At 64.4% G+C, this 23,330-nt stretch carries 22 protein-coding genes; 4 read left to right on the forward strand and 18 right to left on the reverse strand.

The features are described 5' to 3' along the window. Positions 1-305: 305 nt before the first annotated feature. Positions 306-2,486, forward strand: a complete 2,181-nt coding sequence (locus I6F36_RS00795; protein ID WP_225170884.1) for a lytic transglycosylase domain-containing protein — start codon at positions 306-308, stop codon at positions 2,484-2,486. Positions 2,487-2,662: 176 nt separating this feature from the next. On the opposite strand, the gene I6F36_RS00800 is transcribed toward I6F36_RS00795, so the two are convergent. The 3 genes from I6F36_RS00800 to I6F36_RS00810 are packed head-to-tail and all read right to left on the reverse strand — an operon-like array spanning position 2,663 to position 3,599. Beyond that, positions 2,663-3,025, reverse strand: a complete 363-nt coding sequence (locus I6F36_RS00800; RefSeq protein WP_225156881.1) for a hypothetical protein — start codon at positions 3,023-3,025, stop codon at positions 2,663-2,665. Further along, complete coding sequence (locus I6F36_RS00805; protein ID WP_036009825.1) at positions 3,022-3,210, reverse strand: hypothetical protein; 189 nt, start codon at positions 3,208-3,210, stop codon at positions 3,022-3,024. Before I6F36_RS00805 ends, I6F36_RS00800 begins: the two co-directional genes overlap by 4 nt. Next, entirely contained in the window at positions 3,207-3,599 is a 393-nt protein-coding gene (locus I6F36_RS00810; protein WP_036031659.1) for a hypothetical protein, read from the reverse strand. The genes I6F36_RS00805 and I6F36_RS00810 overlap by 4 nt, the downstream gene beginning before the upstream one ends. 640 nt (positions 3,600-4,239) lie before the next feature. Between I6F36_RS00810 and I6F36_RS00815 the strand changes: the two genes are divergently transcribed. From I6F36_RS00815 to I6F36_RS00825, 3 genes are all read left to right on the forward strand, one after another. Beyond that, positions 4,240-6,225, forward strand: a complete 1,986-nt coding sequence (locus I6F36_RS00815; RefSeq protein WP_225170885.1) for a PAS domain S-box protein — start codon at positions 4,240-4,242, stop codon at positions 6,223-6,225. Then, positions 6,222-6,893, forward strand: a complete 672-nt coding sequence (locus tag I6F36_RS00820) for a response regulator transcription factor (protein ID WP_128265721.1) — start codon at positions 6,222-6,224, stop codon at positions 6,891-6,893. The genes I6F36_RS00815 and I6F36_RS00820 overlap by 4 nt, the downstream gene beginning before the upstream one ends. A gap of 96 nt (positions 6,894-6,989) precedes the next feature. Beyond that, positions 6,990-7,376 (forward strand): response regulator transcription factor, encoded by a 387-nt coding sequence (locus I6F36_RS00825; RefSeq protein WP_109143649.1) that lies wholly within the window; start codon positions 6,990-6,992, stop codon positions 7,374-7,376. Positions 7,377-7,431: 55 nt separating this feature from the next. Here the strand turns inward: I6F36_RS00825 and I6F36_RS00830 are convergent, their stop codons facing one another. From I6F36_RS00830 to eno, 15 genes are all read right to left on the reverse strand, one after another. Then, complete coding sequence (locus I6F36_RS00830) at positions 7,432-8,403, reverse strand: tripartite tricarboxylate transporter substrate binding protein BugD (RefSeq protein ID WP_225143401.1); 972 nt, start codon at positions 8,401-8,403, stop codon at positions 7,432-7,434. Between the two features lie 176 nt (positions 8,404-8,579). Then, positions 8,580-9,821 (reverse strand): threonine synthase, encoded by a 1,242-nt coding sequence (locus tag I6F36_RS00835; protein ID WP_036031649.1) that lies wholly within the window; start codon positions 9,819-9,821, stop codon positions 8,580-8,582. Positions 9,822-9,965: 144 nt separating this feature from the next. After that, on the reverse strand, positions 9,966-11,387 hold the full coding sequence (lpdA, locus tag I6F36_RS00840) for a dihydrolipoyl dehydrogenase (RefSeq protein WP_225170886.1): 1,422 nt from the start codon (positions 11,385-11,387) through the stop codon (positions 9,966-9,968). Between the two features lie 17 nt (positions 11,388-11,404). Continuing rightward, the gene (locus I6F36_RS00845) at positions 11,405-11,611 is read right to left on the reverse strand and encodes a hypothetical protein (RefSeq protein WP_225171080.1); all 207 of its coding nucleotides are present in this window, start codon (positions 11,609-11,611) and stop codon (positions 11,405-11,407) included. Positions 11,612-11,660: 49 nt separating this feature from the next. Further along, a complete protein-coding gene (locus I6F36_RS00850; protein ID WP_036044339.1) occupies positions 11,661-13,010 on the reverse strand; it encodes a pyruvate dehydrogenase complex dihydrolipoamide acetyltransferase in 1,350 nt (449 codons plus the stop codon). A gap of 62 nt (positions 13,011-13,072) precedes the next feature. Continuing rightward, positions 13,073-13,525, reverse strand: a complete 453-nt coding sequence (locus tag I6F36_RS00855) for a nucleoside deaminase (protein ID WP_225112501.1) — start codon at positions 13,523-13,525, stop codon at positions 13,073-13,075. Positions 13,526-13,527: 2 nt separating this feature from the next. Then, positions 13,528-13,830, reverse strand: a complete 303-nt coding sequence (locus I6F36_RS00860; RefSeq protein ID WP_008547332.1) for a DUF5076 domain-containing protein — start codon at positions 13,828-13,830, stop codon at positions 13,528-13,530. A gap of 3 nt (positions 13,831-13,833) precedes the next feature. After that, positions 13,834-15,216, reverse strand: a complete 1,383-nt coding sequence (locus I6F36_RS00865) for a pyruvate dehydrogenase complex E1 component subunit beta (protein WP_036009859.1) — start codon at positions 15,214-15,216, stop codon at positions 13,834-13,836. A 28-nt stretch (positions 15,217-15,244) separates the two neighbouring features. Beyond that, entirely contained in the window at positions 15,245-16,267 is a 1,023-nt protein-coding gene (gene pdhA, locus I6F36_RS00870) for a pyruvate dehydrogenase (acetyl-transferring) E1 component subunit alpha (RefSeq protein ID WP_225170887.1), read from the reverse strand. A gap of 265 nt (positions 16,268-16,532) precedes the next feature. Next, positions 16,533-18,050 (reverse strand): aldehyde dehydrogenase, encoded by a 1,518-nt coding sequence (gene adh / locus I6F36_RS00875; RefSeq protein WP_225170888.1) that lies wholly within the window; start codon positions 18,048-18,050, stop codon positions 16,533-16,535. 267 nt (positions 18,051-18,317) lie between these two features. After that, positions 18,318-19,277, reverse strand: a complete 960-nt coding sequence (locus I6F36_RS00880; protein ID WP_036009867.1) for a GAF domain-containing protein — start codon at positions 19,275-19,277, stop codon at positions 18,318-18,320. A 220-nt stretch (positions 19,278-19,497) separates the two neighbouring features. Beyond that, positions 19,498-19,815 (reverse strand): septum formation initiator family protein, encoded by a 318-nt coding sequence (locus tag I6F36_RS00885; protein ID WP_025036496.1) that lies wholly within the window; start codon positions 19,813-19,815, stop codon positions 19,498-19,500. A 178-nt stretch (positions 19,816-19,993) separates the two neighbouring features. Next, positions 19,994-20,545: an NADPH-dependent FMN reductase gene (locus tag I6F36_RS00890; RefSeq protein ID WP_225112505.1), complete on the reverse strand. Its 552-nt coding sequence runs from the start codon at positions 20,543-20,545 to the stop codon at positions 19,994-19,996. A gap of 202 nt (positions 20,546-20,747) precedes the next feature. Beyond that, a complete protein-coding gene (locus tag I6F36_RS00895; protein ID WP_225170889.1) occupies positions 20,748-21,881 on the reverse strand; it encodes a zinc-binding dehydrogenase in 1,134 nt (377 codons plus the stop codon). A gap of 46 nt (positions 21,882-21,927) precedes the next feature. Next, positions 21,928-23,211, reverse strand: coding sequence for a phosphopyruvate hydratase (gene eno, locus I6F36_RS00900; RefSeq protein WP_036009930.1), 1,284 nt, complete (start codon positions 23,209-23,211; stop codon positions 21,928-21,930). Positions 23,212-23,330: the final 119 nt, after the last annotated feature.

Here is a 23,330-nt window from a genome sequence, read left to right on the forward strand (position 1 = left end):
AAGGTTGAAAGGATGAAGAGAAGGAACTCATACACCGGATTTCGCCGAGGGAACACGCGCAATCTGGCCGTTCCGGCGTCTTGTACCGTGCGCAATCGTCGCGCGAGTCCAGATCGTTAACAAAGGATAAAGCCACTGCCTCTTCCGTCACTTCGGAAGTTCCCCAGTTCCAATCCGTATTTTGCCGCATTGTTGCGACAGCCTGAGGATGCGACACGATGCCGACGCATCGTTCGGTACTTTGATTCGCAAGCCGCATGTCGCGGACCTTGGTTTGTAATGGTTTTCGCAGGGGGGACCATCCAATGAACCAGTGCCTACGCTCGCTCGCGTGTGTCGTTGCCGTGGCCGCGATGGCCCTCCTTCCCACCGAGCTTGCGGCGAAGAGCAGTCAAAAATCATCCGCACCGAAGAAGACGCATGAGGCGAAAGCGGGCAAGCACCGCCACGCCTCCGCCGGCAAAGCGCGGCACGGCAAGCACGCCGAGGCCAAGCGCAAATCGAAGAAGGCGGTCGAGGAGCCCGCGGCCAAGCCGCCGCTGACCGGCGATCTTGCCGCGCTCAAGGACGCCATCGACCTGACGCGCAAGGGCAAGACCGAAGACGCGAGCGCTGCGCGCGACCGCATCACGGACCCTGCCGGACAGAAGCTCGCCGACTGGTTCATGCTGCGCCATCCCGACAGTACCGCGAATTTCAAGCGCTACGCCGCCTTCCTCGCCGCCAATCCCGGTTGGCCGAGCAGCGCCCTGCTTCGCCGCCGTGCCGAGGCACGGCTGTGGCAGGAGAAGGCCGACGCGGCCATCGTGCACAAGTTCACGATGGATCGCCCGACCAGCGCCAAGGGCAAGTTCGCACTCGCGCGCGTCCTGCTCGCCGAAGGTGAGACCGACAGGGCTGCGCGGCTGGTCCGGGAAACCTGGCGCGCGGAGGAACTGTCCGAGCGGAGCGAAGAGGACTCCTATGCGGCGTTCGGCGACCTTCTGTCCGCCGACGATCACCGCGCGCGCATGGACAAGCGCCTCGGCGCCAAGGATTATGCAGGCGCGCGGCGCGCGGCGAAGCGGCTCGGCGAGGACGCGCTCGCGATCGTGAAGGCCTGCGCCGCCGTCACCGGCAAGGCGAGCAAGGCCAAGGATCTGCTCGAGGACGTCGCGGCCGAGGAGCGACGCGATCTCGGTTACGTGCTGTGCCGCGCGCAGTGGCATCTTCAGAACGACCGCATCGACGACGCGGCCGAGGTGATCCTCGCTGCCAAGCCCGACATGATGGCCGCGCAGGACACCGATGCCTGGTGGCGCGAGCGCCGCATGCTGGCGCGCAAGCTGCTCGATCAGGGCAAGGCCAGGATCGCCTATGACGTGGTGCACACGGCCGCGGTGCCGGAAAAGGAGGTCTACCGCGTCGACTATCACTTCATGTGCGGCTGGATCGCGCTACGCTATCTCGACGATCCCAAGACGGCGATGGTGCATTTCGCCTCGATCGACGCTGGCTCGTCCAATCCGATCGCGCTGTCGCGGGCGCATTACTGGCGCGGCCGCGCGGCCGAAGCCATGGGCGCGGCGGCCGACGCGCGCATGAGCTACCGGGCGGCGGCGCGCTATCACACCGCCTATTACGGCCAGCTCGCCCGCGCCAGGCTCGGCCTCGACGGCATCGAACTGCGTCCGCCCTCGCCGGTGCTGGCCTCGGCCGATGCGCAGCTTGCGGACGAGCGCGTGCGCGCCGCCGACATGCTCTACGGCATCGGCGAGCGCGACATGGTGTTCTATTACGCCGAGGATTTCGCCAAAGAGAGCACCGACGTCGCCGCGCTGGAAGCGCTCGGCGAGCTTGCGGGCCGGCGCAACGATGCGCGCGTGATGCTGGAGGTCGGCAAGACCGCGCTGGCGCGCGGGCTCGCGCTCGACTATTACGCCTTCCCGACCATCGGCATCCCCGAGCACAAGCAGGTCGCACCGGCGATCGAGACCAGCGTGATCTATTCGGTGGCACGCACCGAGAGCTCGTTCGAGCAGCGCGACAAGTCGCATGCCAACGCGGTCGGGCTGATGCAGGTGACGCCGGAAGCGGGACGCGACACCGCGAAGCGCTTCGGCCTGACTTACGACTGGGACAGGATGGTCTCCGACCCCGTCTACAACACGCAGATGGGCGCCGCCGAGCTCAGCGCGCTGTTCTCGGAATATCGCGGTAACCAGATCATGACCTTCGCCGGATACAATGCCGGCCGCGGCCGCGTGCGTGAATGGGTGCAGAAGCGCGGTGATCCCCGGGACCCCAACATCGATCCGGTCGACTGGGTCGAGCGCATCCCGCTGTCCGAGACGCGCAACTACGTCCAGCGCGTGATGGAGAACGTGCTGGTCTACCGGGCAAGGTTCGAGGGCAGCAGCATGATCGCCGGCAAGAGCGACCAGCGCGTGGTGACGCACGAGGCCAGCGCAACGGAGCCAGCGGCGGCCGCAGCACCCATTCCCTGATCAACGCCGCCGGGGCTGGACGCGGCGCCTGCAAGAATACGGTGCTGCGGCTTCTACGCGCGTGCAGCCGCGCAGCTAAAGCGCGATGCGATTAGGATGAATCGTCATCGCGCTTTACGTTATTGTTTGAGCATGATCGTTTCGGAAAACCGCTTCACACTTTTCCGGATCATGCTCTAGGTGTCACCTCCTTCCATCGTGATCGGGTCGCGACTGTCCAAATAGGCGCCGGTCAAAGCTCTCGCGAAGGTCCAGGCAGTGATCGTGCAGCCCCAGCACCAGACGGCACTCATCACCGTCAACGTCTGGATCATGCTGCCAGCGGCGAGCTCGACCTTGCCGGCAATTGGTTCCGTCCGCCCAGGCACCGGCCACTGCATGAACAGCGTGGAGAATTCGCCGCGCCGGTAACAATCGTCGTCACAGTAACGGCGCTGCGTCCGCGCATGGCGGACATAGCCGGAGCGGAGCGACCGCGAGCATGTGCTGCACGCGGCCGCGTGCAACGGCGGCTCGTGATTGACCACCACGAATTTCATGAAGCCGCTCTCACGCCATCTTTGGCGAGCGTCTCGCAGAACAGCGCGTAGCACTGATGATCGCAGTAAGGCAGACGGGTCGCAATCTCGCGCAAATAGCTGCCGCTGATCGGCTCGCAGCACTGCATGCACGAGGTCTGCCGGAAGGGGGTCCGGCCGTTGACCAGCACGAAAGCGAATCTCATGTGGCACCTCCCAAAGCGAAGCAGTAAACGCTGTCGAGCGGAGACAGTGCGGGCGGTGGAGCGCACAGATGGTTCCGGCCGTCCGGATTATCCCTGTTTCGCTCCACCTTTTGCGGTGGGATCAGAATGTATCTCCCGTCCTCCCGGCGCCGCGCATAGATCTGGCCGTCGATGTACTTGATGTCGGTCGGATAACAGTCGGCGCTGTTGCAACAACTGAGGCTCGGGTTATCAGGCATGTGCCAGGTGGAATAGAACTTTTCGTGCAGCGCCTGGTCCTGGGGTGGGTGCTTGCGATGAACGGCACCGTGTCCCGTCTCCTGTGCCTGGCCGGCCGCGATGGGGGCGATGAGAACGATCCAGCAGAAGAGCTTGCATGAGCGGTTCAACGCACGGCCTCCCGGATCAACTCTCCAATCCAGCCTTATGCGACCTGGGCCCGAAACAACCACCGGCGGTCGCGTTCGCTTCGCGTGCGGAAACGATCAACGCACTTCTTGGAGCAGAGCGCCGTGCGCCAGGAATAGTAGCGGATCAGGCCAAACTTGCCGCCGCACACCGCACAGCCCTTGACTGAGGAGCAACTTTCGGACGCCGATGGGCGACGCTCAGGAAGTACCGACATATCGCACATTGCTGTCTCCCTCTGTTGCTTGCGCTTTTCTCGGCTGTTCGCTTCGACACTCCCGATGGTCGAGAGGCTAGTCCGCCGGGCACGAAACGCTCAATTGTACGGAGGTAAAATGGCCGACATGTCTAGGCATGGAGGAGCTATACCTAAGTTTGTCCCGTATTCGCCCGGGCCCACGCGGCCCGAGTTCAACGAGACGGCGCACGACGCACCGGCTGCACGGTCACCGTGAAACCTTGGCCGGCATGGTGTCCTTGATGCGCCGCAAGGGACCCGGCGGCGAGCGGACAGTCCAAAGGCGAACGTCATGATAGCCGACCCGACTTTGGCTGGAATTGCTCCTCTCGCCGCAACGTGCTCTACTTCTGTTCACGCAGAGAGCGCCGGGAGCGCCAGCGATGAAGCCTGGCCGGGCAGCGACGTTCGGGAAGTCAGCCGCGCAATTCCTCGTAGGCTGCCTGAGGCAAGCTGTTCCCGCCAAGCAGCGCACTGATCCTAATGCTGCCGACTTGCTCGAGGCCGTCAAGCAGTGGCAGCAGGTCTTCGAGCACACGCCGGTCATGTACTTCATGGTCGATCCGGCCGGTACCGTGATCAACGTGAACACATTCGGCGCCGAGCAGCTGGGCTACACGCCGGCGGAGTTGATCGGCCGATCCGTGCTGGATGTCTTCCTCGCGGAAGATCGCGCCACTGTCCGCGCCTGTGTCGCGTTGTGCCTCAAGACCCTTGATCAGTCACACACCTGGGAAATCCGGAAGGTTCGCAAGGACGGCTCGAAGTTATGGGTGCGCGAGAACGCCAAGGCCATGCTGCGGGCCAATGGCGGGCCGATCGTGCTGGTCGCCTGCGAGAACATCACCGAACGGAAGGAGGCCGAGAACGCGCTGCGACAGAGCGAGGCTTATCTCGCCCAGGCGCAGGAATTGAGCCACACTGGTAGTTTTGGCTGGAAGGCCGCAACCCGCGAGATCACCTGGTCCAAGGAGACCTATCACATCTTCGAATGCGAGGAAGGGACGAAGCCCGCGATCCCCTTCATGCTCCAGCGGATCCATCCGGAGGACCGGCTCGCTGTGCAGCAGACGACGGGCCGGGCGGCGCGCGAGGGCAAGGACTATGATCACGAATACCGGCTGGTGATGCCCGACGGTTCCATCAAATACGTCCGAGCGGTGGCACGGGCAACGCGAGATGCGAGCGGTCGCGTTGAGTTCGTCGGATCGGTCACCGACATCACCGCGACCAAGGAGGCAGAACGCAGGCTTCGTGACAGCGAGCAGCGCTTTCGCGACTATGCCGAAACCGCGTCTGACTGGTTCTGGGAAACCGGGCCGGACCACCGGGTCACCCAGATATCCGAGCACTCCGATACCAACACCGCCCCCGCCGGCCTGATCGGGCTCACGCGTTGGGACATTGCGCCCGACGCCGCTCTCGAGCCCGAAAAATGGCGACAACATCGAGCGGCGCTCGACGCCCACGTCCCGTTCCGCGACTTGGTGTACCGCAGCAAAGACCGTAGTGGGCAGCCGATCTACGTCCGGACCAGCGGCAAGCCCTTCTTCGACGCGGACGGCACTTTCCTGGGCTACCGTGGCGTTTGCACGGACGTAACCGCCGCCATCCGGGCCAACCAAGCCGAAGACGCGCTGCGCAAGGCCCAGGCCGAGCTCGCCCATGTGACACGTGTCACGACACTGGGTGAGCTGACCGCTTCGATTGCCCACGAAATCAATCAGCCGCTCGCTGCAGTGATCGCAAACGCCGACGCCTGCCTCGCCTGGCTGCAGCGCAGTCCGCCGGATCTCAAAGCGGCCCGCCGCTCGGTCGAGTGGATCATCGAGGACGGCAGGCGTGCCGGCGACGTGATCCGTCACGTTCGGGCGCTCGCCAAGCGTTCTGACATCGAGATGGTTCCGCTCGACGCCAATGCGGTCGTGCGGGAGGCCGTCGCGCTGGTTCAACGCGAGATGGCCAGCCACGCCGTGTCCGTCCGCATGGAGCTGTCGTCGGCACTGCCGAGGATCTTTGGCGATCGCATCCAATTGCAGCAGGTCCTGATCAACCTGATCATGAACGGGATCGAGGCCATGGCAGACGTCCACGATCGCCCGCGCGAGCTGGCGATTCGCTCACAGGCGAGCGGCGATAGCGCGATGCAGGTGAGCGTTTCCGACTGCGGAACCGGCATCAGCGAACAGGCGATAGACCGCCTGTTCACGCCGTTCTTCACCACGAAGTCCTCCGGCATGGGCATGGGCCTGTCGATCTGTCGATCGATCATCGAGGCCCATGGCGGACGACTTTCCGCCATACCAAATCAGGAGCGCGGCGCGACTTTTCAGATCACCTTGCCTCTCCACCGAGAGGAAGCATCGTGACCGAGCGCGCGGAATCTTCGCCGCCGCAGAAGGACGGCGATCAGCCCCTTGTCCTCATCGTCGACGACGACGCGTCCATGCGCCGTGCGCTCACCAATCTGTTCGAGTCGGTCGGTCTCAAGGTCGAAGCATTCGGCTCGGCGCCGCAGCTCCTCCAGGCCAAGCCGCCAGACGTCCCGAGCTGCCTGGTGCTCGACATCCGCCTGCCCGGAACGAGCGGCCTCGAGCTGCAGGCCGACCTTGCAAAGGCAAATATCCACACGCCTATCATCTTCATTACCGGTCATGGCGATATCCCCATGACGGTTCGGGCCATGAAGAGCGGGGCGATCGACTTCTTGACCAAGCCGGTCCGCGATCAGGACATTCTCGACGCAGTTCAGGCCGCGATCGAGCGAGACCGCAAGCGCCGCGACCTCAACAGGCTGGTCTCGACGGTCAGATCACGCTTCGAGTCACTGTCCTCGCGGGAGCGAGACGTATTGTCACTGGTGACGTCCGGCCTGATGAACAAGCAGGTCGCCGCCCAGCTCGGATTGGCCGAAATCACCGTCAAGATCTACCGCGGCCAGATCATGCGGAAGATGGGCGCGAAGTCGCTGGCCGATCTCGTGAGAATGAGCGAGGCGCTCGGGATTGGCCCGAACAAGCCCGATGCACAAACCTAAGTATGAGTTTCCAATCGTGACCGGCAGGTCCACCTTGCGCCTTTATGTTCTAGCCGTGGCGACGGCAAGCGTAATTCCCGGCGAGGAGCGGACGTCTTGTCAGTGGCTTCGGTCATCTCGGTGCTTGACGACGACCCCTACGTTCGGGCCGCGATCAACAATCTCCTGGAATCGCGCGGATACAACGTCCACACATTCGCCTCGGCGGAAGAGTTCCTGAGCTCGACCGATTCGAGCGACACCTCATGCGTGATCGCCGACGTGCAGATGCCGCTGATGAGCGGAATCGATCTGTTGACGCAAATGCGGGCGCAGGGGTCGGCTACGCCGTTCATATTCATCACAGCTTTCCCGGATGAGGGCGTGCGTGTGCGGGCGCTCGATGCGGGCGCAATCTGTTTTCTCGGTAAGCCGTTCGCCGCCTCGGATCTGATGCAATGCCTGGACCGTGCGCTGGCACCAGGTCACCAAACCACGTCGTGAGCGCCCCGCCGCCAGCAAACGCGGCGGTGACGCCGCGAGGAGTGCGCCGCCCGGTTCAATCCACCTTGATGTTCGCCGCCTTGATGATCGGCCACCATTTGGCGATCTCGGCCCTTTGCCGCCTGCCGAGCGCTTCGGGCGTGAGCTGATCCTTGGGTGTCATCTCGAGACCCTGGCTTTCGAGCTGCTTGCGCACCGCAGGATCGTTCAGCGCCTCTACGGCCGCGGCGTTGAGCTTTGCGACGATCTCCTTCGGTGTGCCCTTCGGCACCCACATGCCCGACCACAGCGTCATGTTGAAGCCTTTCAAGCCCGCCTCCTCCGCGGTCGGGATCTCGGGTGCGGAGGCGAGGCGTTTGTCGTCGGTGACGGCATAGGCGCGGATGGTGCCGGCGCGGACCTGGCTGATGGAATTGGAGGTCTGGTCGACGATGATGTCGATCTGGCCGGCGATGAGATCGTTCAATGCCGGTGCAGTGCCGCGATACGGCACGTATTGCAACTTGATGCCGGAGACGCTCTCGAAATAGACGCCGGCGATGTGGCTGCCGGAGCCTGCGCCGGCCGTGCCGGCGGTCGGCGGCGACGGCCGCGACTTCAGCCAGTCGATCAGCTCCTTCAGCGAGGTCGCGGGCACCGCATTCTTGCTGACCACGATCATCGGGTTGCTCGGCAGCAGCACCACCGGCTCGAGATCGGCAACGAGGTCGAATTTGAGCTTGTAGACGGCGCCGTTGGCGACGTGGGTCCCGAGATGGCCGAACGAGATGGTGTAGCCGTCGGGCGGCGATTGCACGGCACGGCCGACACCGATCGAGCCGCCTGCTCCGGTGACGTTTTCGACCACGACCGGCTGGCCCAGCGGCACCCGCATACGCTCGGCGAGCACCCGCGCCATTGCGTCCGAAGGGCCCCCGGCCGCGAACGGCACGATGATGGTAATGGGACGCGAGGGAAAATCGTCGGCGCGCGCGGCGCCTGCAACAGCGAGAACAGCAATCAGCGCAGCCCAGAAGGCCTTCTTCATTGTCTTCTCCCCAGTGATGTCTTTTTCTTCACCTCGCCCCGCTTGCGGGGAGAGGTCGAATTGCGAAGCAATTCGGGTGAGGGGGAGTCTCCGCGAACTCAACTTTCACTGTGTTTGCGGAAGCAGCCCCTCACCCCGACCCTCTCCCCGTAAGAACGGGGAGAGGGAGAAGCCAGTTAGAACTTCGAATAGTCAATCGGCTTGTGGCGATCGAGCGTGCGGGTGACCGGCGGCAGCGGATATTTCAGCCCGGTCGCGCAGTTGAACAGCATGACGCGATCGGTCTTGCTGACCCGGCCGTCGGCGAGACTTTCCTTGTAGGCGGCGTAGGTCGCGGCACCCTCGGGGCAGAGCAAGAGCCCCTCCTCGCGCGCGACCTCGTTCAGCGCCGCCGAGATCTTGTCGTCATCGACGGCAATGGCAAAACCTTTGCTCTCGCGCACGGCACGCAGGATGAGGAAATCGCCGATTGCCTGCGGCACGCGGATGCCCGAGGCGATGGTGTGTGCGTCCTCCCAGCGCGTCGCATGCTCGGTCCCGGCCTCATAGGCGCGCACCATCGGCGCGCAGCCGGAGGCCTGCACCGCGACCATGCGCGGGCGCTTTGAGCCGATGAAGCCGATCTTCTCCAGCTCGTCGAACGCCTTCCACATCCCGATCAGGCCGGTGCCGCCGCCGGTCGGATAGAAGATCACGTCAGGCACGTCCCAGCCGAGCTGCTCGGCGAGCTCGAGGCCCATCGTCTTCTTGCCCTCGATGCGGTACGGCTCCTTCAAGGTCGAGGTGTCGAACCAGCCGACTTTCGCCTTGCCCTCGCCGACGATCTTGCCGCAATCGTCGATATAGCCGTTGACGCGGTAGACGGTCGCGCCCTGCAGCTCGATCTCGCTGACGTTCACTTCGGGCGTATCGGCCGGGCAGAAGATCGTGGTCTTGATGCCGCAGGACGTGGCATAGGCCGCCAGCGCCGCGCCGGCATTGCCGTTGGTCGGCATCGCCATGTGCTTGATGCCGAGCGCCTTGCCCATCGACACCGCCATCACGAGGCCGCGCGCCTTGAACGAGCCGGTCGGCAGCCGTCCCTCGTCCTTGACAATGATCTCGCCGCCGCCGAGTTTTGCGCCGAGCTTCGGCAGCCGGACCAGGGGCGTCGTGACTTCGCCGAGCGAGACAATGTCCTTGCATTTGCGCACGGGCAAGAGCTCGCGGTAGCGCCACATGTCGCCTGGGCGCTGGGCGAGCGCATCCTTGGTCAGCGCCTTCTTCACGCCCGCGAGGTCGTAGCGGACCAGAAGCGGCTTGCCGGCCTTGGAGAGGTTGTGAACCTCGTCGGCCGCGTAATGATCGCCCTCCATCGCGCATTCGAGATGGGTGACGAAGGTCGGACGTTCGATGGTGAGATTGTCGTTGTCGTGCATGGGATGATTTCCTTCTTGTTCTGCAAACAGCTCTCTCTGCTCGTCATTGCGAGCGAAGCGAAGCAATCCAGAATCTTTCCGCAGCAGCAGTCTGGATTGCTTCGCTTCGCTCGCAATGACGGCGGCGGGCGACGCGCTCGCCCCTCAAATGTTCAACACCCGTCCATACGCATCCAGCACGGCTTCCTTCATCATCTCCGATAGGGTCGGATGCGGGAAGACCGTGTGCATCAGCTCTTCTTCCGTCGTCTCCAGATTCATGGCGACGACGTAGCCCTGGATCAGCTCGGTGACCTCCGCGCCGACCATGTGGGCCCCGAGCAGTTGGCCGGTCTTCTTGTCAAAGATGACTTTGACCAGGCCCTGATCCTCGCCGAGCGCGATCGCCTTGCCGTTGCCGACGAAGGGAAAGCGGCCGACGCGGATCTCGCGGCCGTTCTCCTTGGCCTTGGCTTCCGTCAAGCCGACCGATGCAACCTGCGGGTGGCAATAGGTGCAGCCCGGGATCATGTTCTTGTCGAGGGGATGCGGATTGAGGCCCTTGATCGCTTCGACGCAGATCACGCCCTCATGCTCGGCCTTGTGCGCCAGCATCGGGGGGCCGGCAACGTCGCCGATCGCGTAGATGCCGGGGACGTTGGTCTTGCCGTAGCCGTCGACCACGATGATGCCGCGGTCGGTCTTCACGCCGACTTTTTCCAGGCCGAGATTCTCGATGTTGCCGACGACGCCGACCGCCGAGATCACGCGCTCGAACTCTGATGTGACAGGCTTGCCCTTGCCGTCGTCGATGGTGGCGAGGACGCTGTCGGCCTTCTTCTCCAGCTTGGTGACCTTGGTCGAGGACATGATCTTGATGCCCTGCTTCTCCAGCCGCTTGCGGGCGAGGCCCGCGATCTCGACGTCCTCGACGGGCAGAATCTGCGGCAGCACCTCGACCACGGTGACGTCGCTTCCCATGGTGTGGAAGAACGAGGCGAACTCGATGCCGATCGCGCCGGAGCCGACCACCAGCAGCGACTTCGGCATCCGCTCCGGCACCATCGCCTCGAAATAGGTCCAGACCAGCTTCTTGTCCGGCTCGAGGCCGGGCAGCACGCGCGGCCGCGCGCCGGTGGCGACGATGATGTGCTTGGCCTGGTAGGTCCCCTCGCCTAGCGCGCCCTTCGGGCCCTCGACGTCGGACTTCTTCACCGTGACCTTGCCGGGCGCATCGATCGAGGCCGCGCCCCAGATCACGCTGACCTTGTTCTTCTTCATCAGGAAGCCGACGCCGTCGTTGAGGCGCTTGGAGACGCCGCGCGAACGCTGCACCACCGCCTTCGGATCGAACGAGACCTTCTCGGCGGAGAGCCCGTAGTCCTTCGCGTGCTGCATGTAGTGGTAGATCTCGGCCGAACGCAGCAGCGCCTTGGTCGGAATGCAGCCCCAGTTGAGGCAGATGCCGCCGAGATAGGATTTTTCGACGATCGCGGTCTTGAAGCCGAGCTGCGCGGCGCGGATGGCGGTGACATAGCCGCCGGGGCCGGAGCCGATGATGATGACGTCGAAGGATGTGTCGGCCATAGCGGCTCCCGTTCAACTCAAGAAGCGCCGCGGGCGCGGCGCTTGACCAGAAAAGACCTCACCAGCCATTCGAGCAGCACCACCAGGACTATGGTGGCAAGCGCAGTGAGCACGATCGGCTGGGCGATGTTCCGTGCCAGCTGCTCGCCGGCAAAGAACGCAGAGTGAAGAAAATCGAGCCCGACGGGGTGGAGCGCGACGATGACTCCGAGCAATAGCGATATCCATGGCCAGCGGGTCCGGACATGCAAGGTTGCCCCCTCTGCCGCCGCTTCAGACCATCATCATCACGGGGTTTTCGATCAGCTGCTTGAACGCGCCGATCAGCTCGGCGCCGAGCGCGCCGTCGATGGCGCGGTGATCGCAGGACAAGGTCACGCTCATCATGTGCGCGATCTCGATCTTGCCGCCGCGCACCACGGGACGCTCCTCGCTGGTGCCAACCGCAAGGATCGTGGCATGAGGCGGATTGATCACCGCAGTGAAGTGGCTGATGCCGTACATGCCGAGGTTGGAAACGGCCGTGGTGCCGCCCTGGTATTCCTCCGGCTTGAGCTTGCGCGAGCGGGCGCGCGCGGCAAAATCCTTCATCTCGTTGGAGATGGTCGAGAGCGTCTTGGTCTCCGCTTTCCGGATGATCGGCGTGATCAGGCCGCCGGGCATCGCGACGGCGACGCCGACGTCGGAATGGTGATGCTTGACCATGCCGCTTTCGGTCCAGCTGACGTTGCAGTTCGGGATCTTCTGCAGCGCGACCGCCATCGCCTTGATGACGAAATCGTTGACCGAGATCTTGTAGAGCGGCTTCTTCTCCTTGTCCTTCGGCGCGGCGGCGTTGATCTCCTCGCGGGCAGTGAGCAGCTTGCCGATGTCGCAGTCGATGGTGAGGTAGAAGTGCGGGACGTTCTGGATCGATGCGGTCAGGCGCTGGGCGATGGTGCGGCGCATGCCGTCATGCGGGACGATGTCGTAGGAGCCGGGCTCGAACAGCGACAGGATCTGCTTGTCCGACATGGTCGGCGCAATCGCAGGCGCGCCTGACGGTGCCGCGGCGGGCGCTTTCAGACCCTTGCCGGACTTGGCCTGCTCGACGTCGCGGGCGACCACGCGGCCGTGCGGACCGGTGCCGGCGACCATGGCGACATCGATGCCGGCCTCCTTGGCGAGACGGCGCGCCAGCGGCGACGAGAATACACGGCCGCCATGACCATTGGCTTGCGCTGCCGGAGCTGCAGCCTGCTGCGCGGGTGCCGCGGCGGGCGCAGCAGCTTTCGGTGCGGCAGGCGCAGGCGCGGGAGCCGGCGCAGCGGGAGCCTCAGCGGCCTTTGGCGGCGCGGCCGAGGCGCTGGGCTTGGCGCTACCCGCAGCCTTCACGTCCTCGCCCTCGCCGGCGAGCACGGCGATCACGTCGTTGACTGGGACATCCTGCGTACCCTCTGGCACCAGGATCTTGGCGATCGTGCCTTCGTCGATCGCCTCGACCTCCATGGTCGCCTTGTCGGTCTCGATCTCGGCGATGACGTCGCCGGACTTGACCTTGTCGCCCTCCTTCTTCAGCCACTTGGCGAGGTTGCCCTTCTCCATCGTCGGCGAGAGAGCGGGCATCAGGATGTTGATGGGCATGCTGACCTCAAGAAGAACTTCTCAAAAACGTCGTCCTCGATGTGAAGACGAACAGACCAGGTTTAGTTGCCGATGTCGCCCTGCCACAGGCGCTCATTGGTTGGGATGGAACGCCAATTCTTCATCATGGTGATGGAGCGGTCGTCGGCAAGGTCGATCCACGGAATCCCGAACTTGTCGAGAATGTCCTTGGAGCCTTCGAAGGTGACGGATTCCCCGATCACCACCAGCTTGACCTTGAACAGCGCGAGCGCGCCGGCGCACATCGAGCAAGGCGACAGCGTGGTGTACATGACGGTGTCGTGGAACGAGATCGCGCCGGCCTCGCGCAGGCAGCTCATCTCGCCATGCAGGATCGGATTGTTCTCCTGCACGCGGTTGTTGTGGCCGCGGGCGATGATCTTGTTGTCGCGCGTCAGCACCGCGCCGATCGGCAAGCCGCCCTGCGCGATCGAGGCTTCCGCCTCGCGGATCGCCTCCAGCATGAAATCGTAATGATGGGCTTCGATCGCCATGGTCAGTGCCCCTTGCCACGTGGCGTGGTGGTGCCCGTGTCGGTGGGACGCTCGATCTCGGCCTGGAACATGTCGAGGATCCGGTTCAGCGCGTCCTCCTCGGTATATTCGCTCTCGCGCGCATAGGCGCGCGCGGCATGACGGGCGAGATCGACGAGCAGGAGGCCCCACATGTCCGGCTCCTCGAAGGCGCGCTGGAACGCCATCGACAGCCCACCATCTAGGACGAACACGCGCAGGATCTCGACCGCGTCGTCGCGGGTCATGACGTCTGGCGGCAGTGGCTGCTCCTTGGGGCCTGCCATGATCTACCTGTAGCAGACGGCTTTGGCGGCTTCGACGACGTCCGCCGCCGAGGGCAGCGCGAGCTTCTCCAGGTTCGCGGCATAGGGCATCGGCACGTCCTTGCCAGACACGCGCGTCACCGGCGCATCAAGATAGTCGAAGGCGTTCTCCATGATGCGCGCGGCGATCTCGGCGCCGACGCCGCTCTGGGCCCACCCCTCTTCCACCGTAACCGCACGTCCCGTTTTCTTCACGGAGTTGATGATGGTCTCCGTGTCCATCGGGCGCAGCGTGCGCAGGTCGATCACCTCGGCCTCGATGCCGTCCTTGGCGAGCTCGTCCGCAGCCTTCAGCGCATAGGTCATGCCGTTCGACCAGGAGATGATCGTGACGTGACTGCCGGCGCGCACGATGCGCGCCTTGCCGATCGGGATGATGAAGTCGTCGAGCTTCGGGACTTCGCCAGTGTGGCCGTACAGCACCTCGTTCTCGAGGAAGATCACCGGGTTGGGATCGCGGATCGCAGCCTTGAGCAGGCCCTTGGCGTCCGCGGCGGAATACGGCGCGACCACCTTGAGGCCCGGGACGTGCGAATACCACGCCGAATAGTCCTGGCTGTGCTGGGCGGCAACGCGCGCGGCCGCACCGTTCGGACCGCGGAACACGATCGAGCAGCCCATCTGGCCACCGGACATGTAGAGCGTCTTGGCCGCGGAGTTGATGATCTGGTCGATCGCCTGCATGGCGAAGTTGAAGGTCATGAACTCGACGATCGGCTTGAGACCGGTCATCGCGGCACCGACGCCGACGCCCGCGAAGCCGTGCTCGGTGATCGGCGTGTCGATCACGCGCTTGGCACCGAACTCCTGGAGCAGGCCCTGGGTCACCTTGTAGGCGCCCTGATATTCGGCAACTTCTTCGCCCATCACGAACACGTCCGCGTCGCGGCGCATCTCTTCGGCCATGGCATCGCGCAGCGCTTCGCGGATGGTCTGCGTCACCATTTCGGTGCCAGCGGGGACTTCCGGATCCGGCTCGGCGACGGCCTGCGGAGCAGGAGCGGCTTTCGGCGTGGGCGCCTCGGCCTTTGCTGCGGCCGGCGGCGCGGACTCCGCAGCCTTCGCCGCCGCTGCGGGTGCCTTGGCGAGATCAGCCGCGCTCTCGCCGTCTGCGAGGATGGTCGCGATCGGGGTGTTCACCGCGACGTCGGCCGTGCCCTCGGGGATCAGGATCTTGCCGAGCGTGCCCTCGTCGGTCGCCTCGACCTCCATGGTCGCCTTGTCGGTCTCGATCTCGGCGATGACGTCGCCGGACTTGATCGTCTCGCCCTCTTTCTTCAGCCATTTGGCGAGGTTGCCCTTCTCCATCGTGGGCGACAACGCGGGCATCAGCACTTGAATTGGCATATCTTCTCCAAAGAAAGCTTGCGCGCGTTCAGCGGTACACGTCGGTCCAGAGCTCGGCGGCATCCGGCTCGGGATCATGCTGGGCGAAATCGGCGGAGGCGTTGACGATGTCGCGCACTTCGGCGTCGATCGCCTTGAGATCGGCCTCGCTGACCTTGGCGGCGAGCAACCGATTGCGAACCTGCTCGATCGGATCCTGGTCGTGGCGAACCTTCTCGACCTCCTCGCGCGTACGATATTTTGCAGGATCGGACATCGAGTGGCCCCGATAGCGATAGGTCTGCATCTCCAGGATGAAGGGACCCTTGCCGCCACGGCACCAGGCCGCCGCCTCGTCGCCCGCCGCCTTCACGGCGCGGACGTCCATGCCGTCGACCTGCTTGCCCGGGATGTTGAATGACGCCCCGCGCTTGGAAAAATCCTGCTGCGCCGAGGCGCGCGAGACCGAGGTGCCCATGGCGTAGCGGTTGTTCTCGATGACGTAGATCACCGGCAGCTTCCAGAGCTCCGCCATGTTGAAGCTCTCATAGACCTGGCCCTGATTGGCCGCGCCGTCGCCGAAATAGGTGACGCTGACATTGTCGTTGCCGCGATAGTGGTTGGCAAAGGCGAGGCCGGTGCCGAGCGAGACCTGGGCGCCGACGATGCCGTGACCGCCGTAGAAGTGCTTCTCCTTGCTGAACATGTGCATGGAGCCGCCCTTGCCCTTGGAATAACCGCCGCGACGTCCCGTCAGCTCGGCCATGACACCGTTGGCATCCATGCCGGTCGCGAGCATGTGACCGTGGTCGCGATAGCCGGTGATGACCTGATCGCCCTCTTTGAGGGCCATCTGCATGCCGACCACCACGGCCTCCTGGCCGATATAGAGGTGGCAGAAGCCGCCGATGGCGCCCATGCCGTAGAGCTGGCCTGCCTTTTCCTCGAAGCGCCGGATCAGGAGCATGTCGCGGAGCGCCTTGAGTTCCTGCTCCTTCGTGAATTCCGGGGGCGAACCGCCGTCGGTCTTGTCCTGTGGAGCGCTTGCGGCGGCTTTCTTGGGTGCGGCCATGGGAATTCCGGGTCAGAGAAAACTTTCGCCCTCTCTAACCCAAGTCAAACGCCCTTGGAAAGCACCGCGGCGGCATGGCACGACTTTCATTATGCCGCACTGCAACGTGATCGAAATATTGCAAAATCTTTGGCGCTGATCGGGCAACAAATCTATGAGCGCCATCGCGCGCGCAGATTCGTGACCGGATCAAGAACGGTGCACGACGCCAATCCCGACATGCGGAGCGGACGGCGCCGAAGCGGCGCCGCCCTCTCCGATCCGATCAGAAGAAGCCGAGCTTCTTCGGGCTGTAGCTGACCAGGAGGTTCTTGGTCTGCTGGTAATGATCGAGCATCATCTTGTGGGTCTCGCGCCCGACGCCCGACTGCTTGTAGCCGCCGAACGCCGCATGGGCGGGATAGGCATGGTAGCAATTGGTCCAGACCCGGCCGGCCTGGATCTCCCGGCCGAAGCGGTAGCAGCGATTGGCGTCGCGGCTCCAAACGCCGGCACCCAGGCCGTAGAGCGTGTCGTTGGCGATCGCGAGCGCCTCTTCGTCGGTCTTGAAGGTCGTGACCGAGACGACGGGGCCGAAAATCTCCTCCTGGAAGATTCGCATCTTGTTGTGGCCCTCGAACACGGTCGGCTGGACGTAGAAGCCGCCGGTGAGATCGCCGCCGAGATCGGCGCGTCCGCCGCCGGCCAGCACCTTGGCGCCCTCCTGCTTGCCGATGTCGATATAGGAGAGGATCTTGCTGAGTTGCTCGCTGGAGGCCTGCGCGCCGATCATGGTGGTGGGATCGCGCGGATCGCCCTGCTTGATCGCAGCGACGCGCTTGAGCGCCCGCTCCATGAAGCGGTCATAGATGTCGGCGTGGACCAGCGCCCGGCTCGGACAGGTGCAGACCTCGCCCTGGTTCAGCGCGAACATGACGAATCCCTCGATCGCCTTGTCGAAGAAATCGTCGTCCTCGGCGGTGACGTCCTTGAAGAAGATGTTGGGCGACTTGCCGCCGAGCTCTAGCGTGACCGGAATAAGATTCTGGCTGGCATATTGCATGATCAGCCGGCCCGTCGTGGTCTCGCCGGTGAAGGCGATCTTGGCAATGCGCGGGCTCGACGCCAGCGGCTTGCCGGCCTCGAGGCCAAAGCCGTTGACGATGTTGAGCACGCCTGCCGGCAGCAGGTCGGCGATCACCTCGGCGAAGACCATGATCGAGGCCGGGGTCTGCTCGGCGGGCTTGAGCACCACGCAATTGCCGGCGGCCAGCGCCGGCGCGAGCTTCCAGCAGGCCATCAGAAGCGGGAAGTTCCAGGGAATGATCTGGCCGACCACGCCGAGCGGCTCGTGGAAATGATAGGCGATGGTGTCGTGGTCGATCTCGCCGATCGAGCCTTCCTGGGCGCGGACGACACCGGCGAAATAGCGGAAATGGTCGATCGCGAGCGGCAGGTCGGCGGCGCGCGTCTCGCGGATCGGCTTGCCGTTGTCCCAGGTCTCGGCAATCGCGAGGCGCTCGAGGTTCTCTTCCATGCGGTCGGCGATCCGGTTCAGGACCGCGGCGCGCTCGGCGACGCTGGTGCAGCCCCAGGCGGACTTGGCGGCATGCGCCGCGTCGAGCGCTGCCTCGATGTCCTGCGCGTCGGACCGCGCGATCTTGCAGACCACCCGGCCGGTCAGGGGGGAGGCATTGTCGAAATATTTCCCGGAGATCGGCGCGACGAACTTGCCGCCGATGAAATTGTCGTAGCGTTCGGCAAAGGGCACTTTGGTGACGCTGAGGAATTCCACCTTGTTCATTGATCACTCCCGATGTTGCTGTTTGCGCTTGTCGTCGCCTGTTCGCGACTTGCGCCGACGATGATGCGGGAGGTGTTTTCTGTCAGCCCGGGCGGAAGCGATGGTGGGGCGGACCTGTCGCAGAACTGCGACAGTCGTGGACGAGGTAAGCGTGAGATGGAGCGCTCACGGCCACCCTACCGTCATTGCGAGCGCAGCGAAGCAATCCAGAGTCCCTCCGCGGAAAGATTCTGGATTGCTTCGCTGCGCTCGCAATGACGGATGAACTCAGTGGTTCAGCTCGAACCGCTTCAGCTTCCGATGGAGCGTGGCGCGGCTGACGCCGAGGGCCTTGGCGGCGGCGGAGACATTGCCGCCGGCGCGGAGCAGCGCCCGCTGCAGCACCGCGCGCTGGCCGCCGGCAAGATGATCGCGCGCGGCATCGCCGCCGAGAAGATCGGCCGCGGGCACCGGCCGCAACGCACCGCCGGGCGCGATGCCGAGCGCCAGCCGGGCGGAGCGCGTTGCGCCGATCACGAGATCGTCCGCATCGACCGCAACGAGGCCGCCGCAGCTTCCATCCGCCGCCTGTGTCAGCACGATGCGGGCATGGGCGAAGACCTTGCGAAACAGGTCGGCCTCGATCCGCCTGGCCGCCTCGCCTGCCGCGAGCGCGATCAGGCTGGCAAAGGCGTCGGTGCGGTCGGCGCGGCAGGAGGAGACGTCGAGCACGCCCGCGAGCGCCGCCTCGTGATCGTAGATCGGAACGGCGGTGCAGCTCAGAAGCGTGTTGCGCGCAAAGAAGTGCTGGTCGCGATCGATCGTCAGCGGACGCTGCTCGACGAGACAGGTGCCGATACCGTTGGTGCCCTCGTGCTCCTCGCTCCAGAGTGCACCGGTCCAAAGGCCCCAGGACTGAAACGTCGCATCGTCCGCCACCGTGCCGCGGCGATCGACCGGCACGCCCTCGCGATCGGCGAGCAGCACGCAGCAGCCCGCAGCGCCGACAGCCTGATAAAGCCGGTCCATGGCGCCCTGGGCGGCCGCCAGAAGCGGCGCGATGCGCTCGCGCGCCTGCTGCAGCTCGGCCTCGGTCAGCCGCATCGGCGCGGCGTGGCCGCCGGGATCGAGATGGTGCAATCGGGAGGAACGGCGCCACGAGGCCACGAGCGCGGACCGGGCCGCCTGGCCTGACGCGATGGCGGCCTCGACGCGGGCCGCGTGATGCCGGGGCATTGTCCCATTCATCACAGTTTCCTCCGGATATCGATTGTAGGACGCGCCGGTGCTCCCCGGTTGATCTGCGTCAACTTCAGCGCGCGCCAGCAAAGGCATGAGCCCGCCGCGGCGCCGCCGTCAAGGGAACCGCCCGGTTCGGGGGTTACGACCTTCGCAGGAGGAGGCAAAGTTGTGGTGGTCGGATGTCAGCAGCGACTTTCCCTGCGGCGTTCGAAAGCTGCGGATGCCGCTAGTTCGCCGGGATCATTCGAACGAGATCGCGCGGATGGACATAGTCGAGCTGGAAGCGCGCCCGCTCGTCCAGCATGTCCGGGTCGATCTTCTCGGACCGCAGCAGCGACACCCGTTGTTCGCTTCTGGCGCGCTCGCGCTTGAGCTGAGCCAGCTCGCTGGTCAGCGCGATGATCTCCTGGTCGAGCTCCTGGCGGGCGTTGAGACCGTATTTGCCGGTGTAGGCGTTGACGCCGAAATAGCCAACGATCGCCGCCGCCATCGCATAGAGGGCAAGACCGGTCAGGATCGATTTCAGGCGCGCGCGGGAGACCATCTTCGGAAGATGGGACAGGTTGGTTAAGGGAGTGCTAATTGCCAGAAAGAGGCACTATCCCCACGACGCGTCATGGCCGGGCTTGTCCCGGCCATCCACGTGCTTTGCCGGCGATAACGAAGAACGTGGATGCCCGGGACAAGCCCGGGCATGACGGAGCGTCGGCTTGGCCGGAAGCTCAGCCCTGATTCTTCGCCACATGCGCGGCGAAGGCGTCGATGTATTGCTGCAGCACCGTCTTGAGGGAGTCCTTGGTCAGGTTGCCGTCCGCATCGAAGGCATCGCCGACGCTACTGAGATAGATTTCCGGCTGCTGGAGGACCGGACCGGAAATGCCCGGCAGGATGTTCTGCAGATGCTTGGCCGCGCTGACGCCGCCGAGCAGCCCCGGCGAATTAGAGATGATGCCGACCGGTTTGCCGAGGAACGAGCTCTTGCCGTAGGGGCGCGAGGCGACGTCGATGGCATTCTTCAGAACGCCCGGGATCGAGCGGTTGTATTCGGGCGTGACGAACAGGACGCCATTCGACGTCTTGAGCTTCTCGCGGAAGGCGAGCCAGTCCGCGGGCGGCGCGCTCTCGAGGTCCTGGTTGAAGAACGAGATGCCGGCCGGCGTGATCACCTCGAGCTTGAGCGAGGCAGGCGCAAGCTTGGCGAGCGCATTGGCGATCTTGAGCGAGAAGCTGTCCTTGCGCAGGCTGCCAGCGATCGTGACGATGTTGTAGGCCATTGGGTGTCCTTGAAGGCTCGAGCGGAAATGCCGGAACGGCACTTAAGCCATCCGGGCCAATAGATGCAAGTGCATGAACTGGTCCGATTTGGAAACGCTGCGTTTCTGGAAATGGGTGCGCGCGCGCTTCATCCGGCCAAGATCAACAGCAATCAGGCCGCCAAGCGGCGGCCTGATGTCCGTCGGTAACGGTCCGAAGCGATCACTTGTTCGGGTTGATCAGGAATTTTTCGCCGGTGGCCCGCTTGGCGTAGACTGCGATATTGGCGGGATCGAGCGCCTCGGCGAGCGAGACAACCTTGGTGTAATGGCTGGCGAAGGTGGTTTTGAGCTCGGATGCCACGCGCTGGCGCAGGCGGCCGATCTCGGCCGGGCCGATGTTTTGAAGGAATGGCGTGAGCAGCCAGCCGCCGACGCCCCAGCTGAGCCCGAACGAGCGGTTCAGCTCCGTCGGCCGCGTGTCGAGGCTGCCATAGATGTAGACCTGCTTGTACACGTTGGAGCCGTAGCGGCTGTATTCCTTCGCGGTCTTGTTGGCCGCGATCTCCATCGCGGTCAGGATCTGGCTCGCCAGCTTGCCGCCGCCGATGGCGTCGAAGGCGATGGTGGCGCCGGTCTCGACCAGCGCGTTGGTCAGATCGTCCATGAAGCTGGGCGCGCTGGAATCCACGACGTACTTTGCGCCGATCTTGTGCAGGATGTCGGCCTGCTCCTTGTTCCTGACGATGTTGACGAGGCCGATGCCGTCCTTGATGCAGATCTTGTTGAGCATCTGACCGAGATTGGAGGCTGCGGCCGTGTGCACGAGCGCCTTGTGGTTCTCCCGCCGCATCGTCTCGGTCATGCCGAGTGCAGTCAGCGGATTGACGAACCAGGAAGCGCCGTCCGCCGCCGTGGTGCCCGGCGGCAGCTCCATGACGTCGCGGACCTTGAGCACGCGGTACTGCGTGTACATCGCGCCGCCGATCATCGACACCGTCTTGCCCATCAGGGCCTTGGCCGCATCCGACGATCCGGTCCGTATCACCGTGCCGGCGCCCTCGTTGCCGACCGGCAGCGACTGATCGAATCTCGCCGCCATCATCCGCATCGCCGCCTCCGGCATCGTGGCGGTGATGACCGGCATCTCCTTGCTGCCGGAAGCCTTGGCGGCCGACATGTCGGCGGGACCGATCAGGAGCCCGAGGTCGGACGGGTTGATCGGGGTGGCCTCGACGCGAACCACGACCTCATCGTCGGCCGGCTCCGCGATCGGGACCGTCACGAGAGACAATTCCAGCTCGCCGCTCTTCTTGAGCAGCGAACGCAATTCCAGTCCGGTCTTGCCGTCACTCATGTCGATCCTCCCCTGTCCTTCTGTTCGCGCGGATGGAGACGCCGGCTTACGCCAGCGCCTTCAGTGCCGCCCTGCCGCCATAGAGCGCCTGCTTGCCGAGCTGCTGCTCGATGCGCAAGAGCTGGTTGTATTTGGCGGTCCGGTCGGACCTTGCAAGGGAGCCGGTCTTGATCTGACCGCAATTGGTGGCGACCGCGAGGTCGGCGATGGTGGAATCCTCGGTCTCGCCGGAGCGGTGCGACATCACCGAGGTGTAGCCGGCCTTGTGCGCCATCTCGACCGCGGCGAGCGTCTCGGTCAGCGTGCCGATCTGGTTGACCTTGATCAGGATCGAGTTGGCGCGGCCGGTCTTGATGCCTTCGGCAAGGCGCTTGACGTTGGTGACGAAGAGGTCGTCGCCGACCAGCTGGCACTTCTTGCCGATCAGGTCGGTGAGCTCCTTCCAGCCGTCCATGTCGTCTTCCGACATGCCGTCCTCGATGGTCACGATCGGATAGCGCGCGACGAGGTCGGCAAGATACTTCGCCTGCTCGGAGATCGAGCGGGTCTTGCCCTCGCCTTCATAGACGTATTTGCCGTCCTTGAAGAACTCGGTCGAGGCGCAGTCGAGGCCGAGCATGATGTCGGTGCCCGCCTTGAAGCCGGCCTTGCCGATCGCGTTCATGACGAAGTCGAGCGCGGCGTCCGCCGACGGCAGGTTCGGAGCGAAACCGCCCTCGTCGCCGACATTGGTGTTGTGGCCGGCCTTCTTCAATTCGGACTTCAGCGTGTGGAAGACTTCCGCGCCGTAGCGCAGGCCCTCGGCAAAGCTCGAGGCGCCGACCGGCAGGATCATGAATTCCTGGAAGTCGATCGGGTTGTCGGCGTGCACGCCGCCATTGATGATGTTCATCATCGGCACCGGCAGCAGGCGCGCGGAGGTGCCGCCGACGTAGCGATAGAGCGGCATGTCGAGCGAATTCGCGGCCGCCTTGGCGCAGGCCAGCGAGACGCCGAGGATGGCGTTGGCGCCGAGCCGGCTCTTGTTCGGCGTGCCGTCGAGGTCGATCATGATCTGGTCGATCTGGGCCTGCTGCTCGACATCGAGGCCGCTCAGGGCCTCGAAGATCTCGCCATTGACGGCGCCGACCGCCTTGGTCACGCCCTTGCCGAGATAGCGCGCCTTGTCGCCGTCGCGCAGTTCCACGGCCTCATGGGCGCCGGTGGAGGCGCCGGACGGAACCGCGGCGCGGCCGAGCGCCCCGTCCTCCAGCACGACATCGACCTCGACGGTGGGATTGCCCCGGCTATCGAGAATTTCGCGGCCGATGATGTCGATGATGGCGGTCATGATGTCCACTTCCGTTCGTTGGGGCTGATCGGTGCCGCGGGTCTTACACGGGCCGCAAGCAAATGTGAACGCTTGGACGCACGGCTCCGACTGACGCGAAAGGCGCCTCAGAATATGCT

The sequence above is a fragment of the Bradyrhizobium sp. BRP19 genome (assembly GCF_020194195.1).
Classification (GTDB): Bacteria; Pseudomonadota; Alphaproteobacteria; order Rhizobiales; family Xanthobacteraceae; genus Bradyrhizobium; species Bradyrhizobium yuanmingense.

Coding starts and splice junctions, on each gene's coding strand:
- I6F36_RS00795 (WP_225170884.1), top strand. CDS start 306: ATGAACCAGTGCCTACGCTCGCTCGCGTGTGTCGTTGCCGTGGCCGCG.
- I6F36_RS00800 (WP_225156881.1), bottom strand. CDS start 3,025: ATGAAATTCGTGGTGGTCAATCACGAGCCGCCGTTGCACGCGGCCGCG.
- I6F36_RS00805 (WP_036009825.1), bottom strand. CDS start 3,210: ATGAGATTCGCTTTCGTGCTGGTCAACGGCCGGACCCCCTTCCGGCAG.
- I6F36_RS00815 (WP_225170885.1), top strand. CDS start 4,240: ATGAAGCCTGGCCGGGCAGCGACGTTCGGGAAGTCAGCCGCGCAATTC.
- I6F36_RS00830 (WP_225143401.1), bottom strand. CDS start 8,403: ATGAAGAAGGCCTTCTGGGCTGCGCTGATTGCTGTTCTCGCTGTTGCA.
- I6F36_RS00835 (WP_036031649.1), bottom strand. CDS start 9,821: ATGCACGACAACGACAATCTCACCATCGAACGTCCGACCTTCGTCACC.
- lpdA (WP_225170886.1), bottom strand. CDS start 11,387: ATGGCCGACACATCCTTCGACGTCATCATCATCGGCTCCGGCCCCGGC.
- I6F36_RS00850 (WP_036044339.1), bottom strand. CDS start 13,010: ATGCCCATCAACATCCTGATGCCCGCTCTCTCGCCGACGATGGAGAAG.
- I6F36_RS00855 (WP_225112501.1), bottom strand. CDS start 13,525: ATGGCGATCGAAGCCCATCATTACGATTTCATGCTGGAGGCGATCCGC.
- I6F36_RS00860 (WP_008547332.1), bottom strand. CDS start 13,830: ATGGCAGGCCCCAAGGAGCAGCCACTGCCGCCAGACGTCATGACCCGC.
- I6F36_RS00865 (WP_036009859.1), bottom strand. CDS start 15,216: ATGCCAATTCAAGTGCTGATGCCCGCGTTGTCGCCCACGATGGAGAAG.
- pdhA (WP_225170887.1), bottom strand. CDS start 16,267: ATGGCCGCACCCAAGAAAGCCGCCGCAAGCGCTCCACAGGACAAGACC.
- adh (WP_225170888.1), bottom strand. CDS start 18,050: ATGAACAAGGTGGAATTCCTCAGCGTCACCAAAGTGCCCTTTGCCGAA.
- I6F36_RS00880 (WP_036009867.1), bottom strand. CDS start 19,277: ATGAATGGGACAATGCCCCGGCATCACGCGGCCCGCGTCGAGGCCGCC.
- I6F36_RS00885 (WP_025036496.1), bottom strand. CDS start 19,815: ATGGTCTCCCGCGCGCGCCTGAAATCGATCCTGACCGGTCTTGCCCTC.
- I6F36_RS00890 (WP_225112505.1), bottom strand. CDS start 20,545: ATGGCCTACAACATCGTCACGATCGCTGGCAGCCTGCGCAAGGACAGC.
- I6F36_RS00895 (WP_225170889.1), bottom strand. CDS start 21,881: ATGAGTGACGGCAAGACCGGACTGGAATTGCGTTCGCTGCTCAAGAAG.
- eno (WP_036009930.1), bottom strand. CDS start 23,211: ATGACCGCCATCATCGACATCATCGGCCGCGAAATTCTCGATAGCCGG.